The 9560-nt window shown below is 64.9% G+C and carries 9 protein-coding genes; 5 read left to right on the forward strand and 4 right to left on the reverse strand.

Annotated elements, in window-relative coordinates; translation table 11 throughout:
* Positions 1–232 precede the first annotated feature (232 nt).
* From ACH4U7_RS52765 to ACH4U7_RS52780, 4 genes are all read left to right on the forward strand, one after another.
* Positions 233–403 carry a hypothetical protein gene (locus ACH4U7_RS52765; protein ID WP_398534876.1) on the forward strand — a complete coding sequence of 57 codons (171 nt, stop codon included), beginning with the start codon at positions 233–235 and terminating at the stop codon, positions 401–403.
* Entirely contained in the window at positions 396–896 is a 501-nt protein-coding gene (locus ACH4U7_RS52770) for a flavin reductase family protein (protein WP_398534877.1), read from the forward strand. Before ACH4U7_RS52765 ends, ACH4U7_RS52770 begins: the two co-directional genes overlap by 8 nt.
* Before the next feature lie 111 nt (positions 897–1007).
* On the forward strand, positions 1008–1373 hold the full coding sequence (locus tag ACH4U7_RS52775) for a VOC family protein (protein ID WP_137964903.1): 366 nt from the start codon (positions 1008–1010) through the stop codon (positions 1371–1373).
* Positions 1374–1951: 578 nt separating this feature from the next.
* Positions 1952–3610 (forward strand): transporter, encoded by a 1659-nt coding sequence (locus ACH4U7_RS52780; RefSeq protein ID WP_398534878.1) that lies wholly within the window; start codon positions 1952–1954, stop codon positions 3608–3610.
* 95 nt (positions 3611–3705) lie between these two features.
* Here the strand turns inward: ACH4U7_RS52780 and ACH4U7_RS52785 are convergent, their stop codons facing one another.
* Both ACH4U7_RS52785 and ACH4U7_RS52790 read right to left on the reverse strand, forming a co-directional pair.
* Positions 3706–5004 carry an MFS transporter gene (locus tag ACH4U7_RS52785; RefSeq protein WP_398534879.1) on the reverse strand — a complete coding sequence of 433 codons (1299 nt, stop codon included), beginning with the start codon at positions 5002–5004 and terminating at the stop codon, positions 3706–3708.
* A gap of 689 nt (positions 5005–5693) precedes the next feature.
* Positions 5694–7511, reverse strand: a complete 1818-nt coding sequence (locus ACH4U7_RS52790) for an AMP-dependent synthetase/ligase (RefSeq protein WP_398534880.1) — start codon at positions 7509–7511, stop codon at positions 5694–5696.
* 73 nt (positions 7512–7584) lie between these two features.
* Here ACH4U7_RS52790 and ACH4U7_RS52795 point away from each other — a divergent pair, with 73 nt between their 5' ends.
* Positions 7585–7716, forward strand: a complete 132-nt coding sequence (locus ACH4U7_RS52795; RefSeq protein WP_398534881.1) for a hypothetical protein — start codon at positions 7585–7587, stop codon at positions 7714–7716.
* A gap of 338 nt (positions 7717–8054) precedes the next feature.
* Here the strand turns inward: ACH4U7_RS52795 and ACH4U7_RS52800 are convergent, their stop codons facing one another.
* Together ACH4U7_RS52800 and ACH4U7_RS52805 are read right to left on the reverse strand one after the other, a co-directional pair.
* Positions 8055–8603 (reverse strand): TetR/AcrR family transcriptional regulator, encoded by a 549-nt coding sequence (locus ACH4U7_RS52800; protein WP_398534882.1) that lies wholly within the window; start codon positions 8601–8603, stop codon positions 8055–8057.
* A gap of 68 nt (positions 8604–8671) precedes the next feature.
* Positions 8672–9439 (reverse strand): creatininase family protein, encoded by a 768-nt coding sequence (locus tag ACH4U7_RS52805; RefSeq protein ID WP_398534883.1) that lies wholly within the window; start codon positions 9437–9439, stop codon positions 8672–8674.
* Between the last annotated feature and the right edge of the window lie 121 nt (positions 9440–9560).

Here is a 9560-nt window from a genome sequence, read left to right on the forward strand (position 1 = left end):
AACAAGCGTTACCTTGCAATAACAACGGAGGTCGACCGGGCACGCACGGTAGGGATCGCGACCAGAGCGACCTCCGTCCCACCGCGACCGACGGCCGCACAGGCGGCCGCGGACTGACTTGCCCCCCTTTCGTTACTGGGTACTAACGGACTCACCTCCATGTCCAGGGACTTGACCGCACCTAAGCCAAGCCATATGTTATTGGCCAATAACATTCGAGGAAAGGATCAGTATGGACGTCATCGTCATGGCTGAGGGGGACATCCCGACTGGGCTCGCACGTGAGCACCGCTACCGAGAGCCGGTCGAGGAGGCGCTACGCGCAGAGCATGTCGACGTTGATGCCTTCGGTAGCTGCCACGACCTTGCCGCCCGAGCTGCCCGCGAGGTGTGGAATGGCTGACCAAGTCCAAGGGCTGGACGCGGCTGCCTTCCGTTCGGCGTTGGCCCGCTTCCCTTCCGGCGTGACGATCGTGACGACCCGAAGCTCCGGGGGCACGCTGCATGGGTTCACCGCGAGTTCCTTCGCGGCGCTGTCGCTTGATCCACCACTTGTTCTCGTTTGTCTGGACCAAGGAGCGGACTGCTTCCCAGCTTTCATAGCGGCTGAGCAGTTCGTCGTGAACATCGTGACGCCCGCGCATGCGAAGTTGGCCATGAGGTTCGCCACCAAGGGCGAGGACAAGTTTGCACACGGGAGCTTCGAGTCCGACGAGTGCGGACACCCGATACTGCCCGACGCCGCAGCGGTCATCCGCTGCGAGCTGGAGCAAGCCGTACCCGGCGGAGATCACGTCATTCTCATCGGCCGTGTGCACGACGCACGCATAGGTAGCGGCAAGCCGGTGATGTGGTACCGCGGTGATTTCCTCTACCTCGGGCAGAGCGTTACATGAATGACATCGGGCCCGGCTCCTCAGCTTCGGTGGATCGCACGTGTGGTTCATCCACGCGCGGCGCGCGGTGTGGTGGAACCCTCCGCTCGGGCCGTGCTGCGGGGCCGTCCGGTGAGTGATTCCGTGGAGTTCGACCTCGTGAAGATCGGGAACGTGCTGCACCCGGTGGCCGACATCGACGCCGCCGTGCGCTTCTACACCGACACCTTCGGCCTGGCCACGAAGTTCGTCGACGGCGACCGCTACGCCGCCCTCGACGCCGGCAGCACCACGTTGGCCCTGACCGGCCCGGCCGAGGACGTCACCGGTGGGGTGCCCGCGGCGTCGTTCAAGGTCCCCGACGTGACCTCGGCGCTCACCGCCCTCGTACAAGGCGGCGGATCCGTAGTCCGGGAGCCCGAGCAGGGCCCGCACGAGGTCCGGGCCGTGGCCCGGGACCCATGGGGCAACACCGTAGTGATCTACGGGCCGCGGTAGCGGTCAGTCCGGTAGCGGGTCGGCCTCCGCCGTGCCCCAGACCGAGACGTCGGATGCCATTGACATTCCTGTTCGTGTCCCTCCCCGGCCGTCGGCCAGATCCCAGACCTTTTGCGCGCAGGAACGACCCGCGCGTCCGAGGCACCACCACTCGCCGACCGAGTCACCCGCCTTCGAAGCCCGGAAGGTTTCCGTGCACCCCGTCTTCTCCTCACCCTCACCCGATCGCCCGCCGGCACCGGACCCATCGCTCGATGCCCTCCGACTGCGACACGGTGAAAGTCTCCGCAGAGCCACGCGTCGTGCCCAGCGTGCATTCGTTGCCGCCAACGCCGTCCCTCTCGCCGTCGGCATCGCGCTGTCCTTGCTGACCGCCGTTCCCGCAGTCCACGTGTACGGGCACCTCACCTTCGGCCTTATCTGGGGCATCCTTCAATGCGGCCTCTTCGTCGCCACCGTGTGGGTGTACGAGACGCGATGCACAGCCTGCGATCCCGCCGAGCGGCCCCGGACCTCCGGCATGCCCCAGGCCGAGACGTCGGATGCGTCCAGCCTCGATGATTCCTGGCGGTGAAGCGGTGACCGTGCACATCTTGACCGCAGCTGTACTCGACCCGATCGGTTCAGACGCCAGAGGCCCCGTGATCGTCGTCTTCCTGGTATTCATCGGGCTGTCTCTCCTGTGGCTTTTCACGCTTGCCTCGAGTCAGGAGCACGAGCCGGAAAGGCTCTACATCGCGGACCGGTCACTCTCTCCGGTCTTCAACGGGTTCGCCATGGCGGGCGAGCAGATCACGGTCGTCACCCTGTTGGTGACGTCCGGGTTTATCGCTCTGTACGGCTACGACGGGTTCAGCATCGCCATCGACCTCATGCTCGCTCTCGGCGTACTGCTGCTCCTTGCTCAAAAAATACGCGACAGCGGACTTTACACTCTCGGTGACCTCTTCTCCCTGCGTGCCGCGGGGCGCACGTCGCGGACTGCCGCGGCCCTGGTGACACTTGCGATCACCATTCCCCTTCTCATGGTCCAACTGCGGGCTACCGGCATCAGCGTGGCCCTCCTGATCGGCCGGTCGCCCCATGGAACCCAAGTGGTCTGCACGGTGCTGATGGGGCTTCTCGTCGGCTTTTTCGCCGTCGTGGCAGATCTGCGAGGCACCAGCTTCATGCAGATCGTCAAGGTGGTCGTCACCCTGATCACGCTTTCGCTGATCACGCTGCTGGCCCTCAGCAGATTCGAGTGGAACCCCGGGTATCTGCTCTCTGCGGCGGCGGAGAAGAGTATGTCGCCGAACGGATATCTGAGCCCCGGGCTCTGGCCGCGCACCGCGAACCTCGGATCGCTCAACGTGATCGGCGAACACATCGTCGTTATCCTCGGTACGGCCGTGCTGCCGAACCTGATCCTGCGTGTCAGTGCCTCCCGCACCGGGCACTCGGCACGACGATCCATGAGCATTGCCTCGGGACTGGGCGCTGCCTTTGTCGTCCTCCTGAGCGCGGCGGGCTTCGCGGCCGCGGCCGTGGTGGGAAGCGACGTCATTCGAGCGGTTGACGACGTTGGGCAGGGGTCCCCGATACTGCTGGCTTCGGAAGTACTCCCGCACGGCTCAGTGGCGCGCGTTGCGCTCATCACGGCCATGGCGTCCGTGGCCTTCCTCGCCGCACTCACGACCGTGTCAAGTGTGGCCTTCGCTGCCGCTGTCACCTTCGCGCGTGATGTGTTCACTCAGGGCAAGGGCCCGCGCACCCGAACCGGAGAAGCGCGAGTACTGCGTCTGACCCTCGTCGTCCTGGTCGCCGTGAGCCTGTCGCTGTCCACAGCCATCAGCCGGTATCCGGTCGAGTCCCTGGTCATCTTCGCTCTCTGCGTTGCGGCGTCGGGTGTATTCCCGGCGCTGATCTACACTTTCTTCTGGCCCAAGTTCAATCGCCGTGGGCTTCTCTGGTCCGTCTACGGGGGACTGCTGCTGTCCCTCGTGCTCACGGTCTCCTCACCCGTCGTCACCGGCACCAAGAACTCACTATGGCCGGAATTGAGTTTCAACTGGTATCCGTACTACAACGCGGGCATGGTGTCCGTGCCAGCGGCACTCTTCCTCGGGTGGGTCGGCAGCCTCACCTCACCAAAGAGTGCTCAACCGGTTGCCGGTGCAGTGAATACGACGGGAAAGGAAGCCGGACGGAGGAGCACAGCCCGCCCGCGGACAGCGCACGGTCGACATGCAGGCTGATTCGCCGCGGTTGTGGTATCCACAGGCTCGACGATCTCCTGCACCCGGGCGGCTTCCGCGCGGCGTTGCAGGAGATCGTGGACCTGGCCGTCCGCTTAGGCGGGTAGCGGCTTCGACGCGGTCTTCGGCAGTCGCGCGACGGTGATCACTCCGATGAGCGCTACGGCGAGGATCCAGTAGACGGGGCTGGTTCTGCTTCCGGTACTGGCCACGAGGGCAGCGGCGACGAGTGGCGTGATGCCGCCGATGATCACGCCCAAGTTGTAGCCGATCGCGATGCCTGAGTAGCGCACGCTTGCCGGAAACAGCTCCGTGGCCAACGGCCACGTAGGCACCTGCGCCCACCCGGTGAAGAACATGAAGACCAGATAGACGGCTCCGACGGCCCAGAGGTTGGTTGCTGCGATGAGGAGTGCGAAGACCGGCCAAGCGATGACGGCGAAGATGATGTAGGACGCCAGCAGGATGGGCTTGCGGTCGTAGCGATCCGTCAACTTGCCCGCCCATGGATAGGTGAAGGTGGCCAGGGCGATGCACAACGCTGATGTCCAGGCGACGCCTGTGGCGGAGAATCCTTCCTCCTGCAGGAAGATGGCGAAGTAGGCAACGCCGAAGTAGCCGGTGCCGTTGAACGCGATAGCCAGGCCCGCCACACGGGCAACCGACAGCGGGTGGCTACGCAGAGCGGCCAGCATCGGACTGCGTACGATCGCGGCCTTCTCCTTCAGCTCTTGGAATTGAGGCGACTCCTCGACCCGCAGCCGAGCCCGCAGACACACCACAGTAAGGACCAACGAGAGGAGGAACGGAATCCGCCAGCCCCACGTTGCCATCTGGTCGGCCGGAACCAGCAGACGGACCAGCCCTACGACGCCGGCGGCCACGGCAAACCCGAGAGTGGACCCCATGGAAACCGTCGATCCGTAGAAACCCCGCTTGCCGGGCGGCGCCAGCTCGGCGATGTAGGTGGCAGCGCCACCGATCTCACCACCGGCAGCGAACCCTTGGGCGAGTCGCACGACGATGATAGCGATCGTCGCGGCGACTCCCATCTGTCCGTAGGTGGGCAGCAGACCCATCACGCCGCACGCCGCCCCCATCATCACAATCGTCGCGACGAGGGCTGTCCGGCGGCCGCGGCGGTCGCCGAGGCGACTGAAGAACCAGCCACCGAGCGGACGGATGAGGTAGGACGACGCGAACACCGCGAGCGCGGACAGGGTTGAGGCCGTCGGATTGTCGCTGGGGAAGAACAACGGTCCGATAGTGAGCGTCAGAAACCCATAGACGCTGAAGTCGTAGTACTCGATCAGTGTCCCGACGCCGCCAGCCAGCGATGCGCGCCGGGCGGACCTCAAGCTGATCGTCTTTTCGGAGTGTTGTGCCGTCGTCATTGACTCTCCTTGTCACACCAGGATGGGAGGTGCGCCGTTCGGCCGCCCTCGCCGCGCGAGGTCGGCGCCGTCACGTTGTTCGGCGCGATCAGAAGGTGGGTACTGGCTGGAACCCGTCCGTCGGGTCAGGCTCCGAGGCACTATGGCGAGGTCGATGGTTGCCGGTGCCCGGTGCTGCCTCAGCGGGCTGAAGCCCCCATCTCGCCGGGTTCGAGCGGCGCAGGCGTCAGGGCTACTTCGTCGGTGACTGCTGATTCGACGGCTGCGGGATGGCCATCGGATGAGGGGGCGCATTGATGGAGCGTCGCCGATCGCATGCCATACCTCGTGGGTCAGCAGGAACTGCGTACGCGCACACTCGCCGCACTTCGCATGTGCTGACTCTGACCCGTCGTGCACAGACGCGCAATGCACTGATAAGACTGGACTAATTCAAATTCCACAAGTATGGATGCAGAATAGACAATGGTATGGGCCGAGTTGCTCGGCCCAGGGCAGAAGTCGGCGATGATCTGTGGTCGTCGTGCCTGTAGCGCGCTCACCGATCCTGCACCGCGGCGCCGACTTGCGCTGCTCGGAGCTGTTGCCGTGTCAGATCGGGAGCTGCATAGGTCCACCCATTGCTGTATACGCGTCAGCAGACGTAGGTGCCACGGCCAGCCCATCAAGGTTCTTCGCTAATGCGACCGCTACCGTAGGTGGTTCGCGATCACTGTGTCGTCATTCCCGCCATACATTTCATCGATCAACGTGGCGAATGATCTCACTACCGCGTTCCGCTTGACCTTGCCGTTCGCGGTCCGCTCGCCGCGTTCGGCCTCGAGGGGCCGAGGCAGCACACGGAAGTCCTTCAGCTGTTGCGCGCGTGCGAGGTCCGTGTTGACTCGCCCGAGCTCAGCTCGCAGGCGTTCGGACAGCGCCGTCGTGGTCAGCGCCTTGGCCTGTGTGCTCGGCTCGAGCAGCACGGTGAGGCACTTGCGCGCGTCGCCCACGACGATCGCTTCGCTGATCAGCGAGCTCTCCTTCAGCCGGGTTTCGATCGGCTGCGGATTGATCGTTTTGCCGCCGCTGGTGATGATCACGTCCTTCTTTCGGCCGATGAGGCGGATCTCACCGTGCGCGGTACGCTCAATCAGGTCGCCGGTACGGAACCAACCGTCCTGCAGAACGGCATCAGTCTCTTCCGGGTTGCGCCAGTATCCGCGGAACAGCAGTGGTGCGCGGACCAGCATCTCACCATCATGTGCGACCTCGATCTGGAAGCGTGGGTCCGAGAATTCGCGACCAATATATCCCGGGCGAGGAAACGTCTGGTCAAAATGAGCGACGGGGCAGCCAGCTGTTTCGGTGAGGCCATAGCTTTCGCGTAGATCCAGCCCCCAAATCTGCCACAGCGCAATGACGTTCTCGGGCGTCGCGGCAGAAGCGGTGAAAGCGACGCGAAGGCGGTCCAATCCGACGCTTGCCCGCAACGGCAGGAAGACGCGGTGAAGCACAGCGGTGTATGCGATCCGCAGCAATACCGAGGGATGACCATTGGACCAACGGCGCTCGGCCATTCGGCGACCGACCCACATCGCGCCTTTGTAGGCGTACCGGCGCACCCGGGGCCAGGCCTGCGTTCGTGCGATCAGCTCGCCGGCGACCCTCTCGTAGAAGCGCGGGGGCCACAGTAGTGCCGTCGGCCGCACGGTGCGCAACGCGTCCTCGTAGTCCTCGATGCGGCAGTACGTCACCACGAGACGTGAGAGCAGCGGAGTGAAGATCAGCAGCAGCGCCGGCGCCACGTGGGCCAGCGGCAGGAAGCCGACGATGTCGTGCTCACGGCTGCCGAGCTCCGGATAGAGGCCGACGACGGTCTGGACCGAGTGCTGAAGCGTACGGTGCGAGTGCGTGACGCCTTTCGGAGTTCCTGTGGAGCCCGACGTGTAGAAGAGAACGGCAGGGTCATCGAGTGTCGTGGCAGCGACCATCTCGACCAGACGGTCGGATACGGCGCTCGGATGCCGCGCTCCTTCTGTGCGCAGCTCCTCCCACGTTGTCCCAGTGATTGCATCAGGCAGCGCCGGCGGGGCGGTGTCCATACCGACGACGAGCCGCAGCTTCGGCGTGCGGGTTGCGATCTCCGCCACCTTGTTGAGCTCAGTGGTTGTCTCGCCCATAAAGGCCACTGCCTCGCTGTGCGCCAGGATCTGCTCGATCTCGGCGGGCGAGCTGGTCGGGTAGACGCCGACCACCACGCCGCCGACACTCTGTACGGCCAGTGCGGTGAAGGCCCATTCCGGGCGTGCGCTGCTCATCACCGCGACGCGATCGCCGTGCTGCACACCGTGCTCGACAAGGCCGAGCGCGATCTCGCGTACTCGATCTCGGTACGTCCGCCACGTGATCGCGTGCACAACCCCATCACGCCAGTGGCGCAGCGCGACGATGTTGGGCTCGGAACGCGCACGATCAAGCAACAGCTGCGGATGCGTCCGGATCGGTTCGAAATTCATCAGATCCATCACACGGCCTCTCCGCGGATCCAACAGGGCTGACGAGCCGGGCCCGATGTCATCCATGTAACACCCTGCCAAGGTGGAGGAAATCGCCGCGGTACCACGTCATCGGCTCGCAGAGTTCAACAACGGCCTTGATCCCGATATCGTCGCGACGACCATCCGCACCGCCGCGATCAACGCGCTGCTCGTCCCCGCGGACGCGAGCTGACAAGAAGAGTAGTGGCCCGATCGCCCTCCGCAGCGCACCGGATCCTTCGACATCCGGCCGAGTCTGCCCAGGGCCAGGCGGTCAAGGACATCACCTCACCCACGACACTGCGCGAGCGTTGGCCTGGGGAGATGCTGTTCGCGGTCCTGGACAACTTCTCCCTGCATCGGCACGCGGTCCACCCTGGACCACCGCCGACGACGCGGTGCCAACGCTCGCCGCCAGCGGTTCGCCGGCATCCAGGTCACCCCGAAGTGCCGGGTGACCTCCCGGTCACCAGCCCCGGCCCGGGTCAGGTCAGCGGCTACGAGCCGCGCCCTTGAAGACCGCTCTTCTTGTCAGATCGCGTCCGCGGGGATGAGCAGCGCGTTGATCGCGGCGGTGCGGATGGTCGTCGCGACGATGTCGGGATCGAGGCCGCTGTTGAACTGGGGTACCGCGTTGATCATCGAGAAGACGGCGTGTGTGAGGACGCGGGTCTGCGCGTCTGACAGGTCGGGCCGCAGCCGGGTGACCAGTCCGCTCCACTCTTCAGCGTAGAGGCGCATCATGCGTCGCATGCGATGGCGTTCGTCCTCGGGGACATTGTGTTCGTTCTTCAGGAACACCAGCGTGGACGGAACGTTCTGGAGACTGCGTTTGACGTGGTAATCGATCATCTCCTCGAGTGCCTTGCGTGGATCGGTCACCTCGGCTGCCGTCTTGCGGGCATGAGCCAGCAGTTCGTTCAGCGGATCCTCGAGCACGGCGATCAGCAACGCCCGCTTGCTCGGGAAGTGCCGGTAGAGCGCGGGGCCGGTCACACCGGCACGCGCGCCGATCATCTCAGTGGTGACCGCATCGAAGGCACGCTCGTTGAACAACTCTCCGGCGACCTTGATCAGCATCTGCCGACGTGTGGCGCGGGGAGACGCGGTACGGGGGGTAGGTGAGCTCGACACGTGTAAAGTCTAGTCTAGGTGAGCGGCCGATAACGTGCCCTCGCGTGTTCCGCGAGCAGGTCGGCGACCGCGGTCAGACAGGCGAAGCCCAGCTCAGACGACATGCCGCGCGGATCACCGAGCACCCCGCTGGGTGCGACTGCCTTGACACCGTCAGTGAATACGCGGGCCAGCAACGCGTCATCCATGAATCCGGTGAAGCCTGCGCCGGCGCGATCGTTCCTCACGGCTTCCGGCCGCACGGCTAGCATGATCGAACTTTCGGCGACATCGGCATGGCCTCCGACGTGGTCGGCGAGGCCGGCGACGCGTTGAGCAGCATCGCGCCACGCACGGAGGACCGCTGCCGAGTCCGCGAACGCGATGACATCCAGGTCGGCGGGAAGCCGCGCGGCGAGCTTCGGCTCGATGTCACTGAGCACCGGGTAGTTGCCGATATGCGCCGAGAAGATCAGCACCCGGCGGAAGCCGTGCGCAGCAAGGCTCGCGCAGCAGTCGGCGCAGATCGCCTCAAGCGTCTCGGCCTGCAGCGAGAGCGTTCCGGCGAAGCCGAGGTGGTGCGACGAGCAGCCGATCCGCACCGTCGGTAGCACGAGCGCGTCGCCAAGCCGCTCGGCGACAAGAACACCCAGTCGATCGGCGTGATCGCTGTCGACCGACATCGGCAGGTGCGCGCCATGCTGCTCCGTGGCGCCCAGCGGCAAGACCGCCGTACGCATACCGCTCGCGATGGCGCTCGCGATCTCAGGCGAGGTCAAACGCTCAATCCGCAACTCGCTCACGTGTGGTCACTCCTCTTCCTGTGCCTGCTCGGCCAGTACCTCGCGGATGCGTCACTACTCGACGGATGGGGAGAGGCCTGCAGTCCAGACCCGCGCACGTTAATCAGAACTAACGCTTGTC

It is taken from the genome of Streptomyces sp. NPDC020845 (assembly GCF_044334165.1).
In the GTDB taxonomy this organism is placed as follows: Bacteria; Actinomycetota; Actinomycetes; order Streptomycetales; family Streptomycetaceae; genus Streptomyces.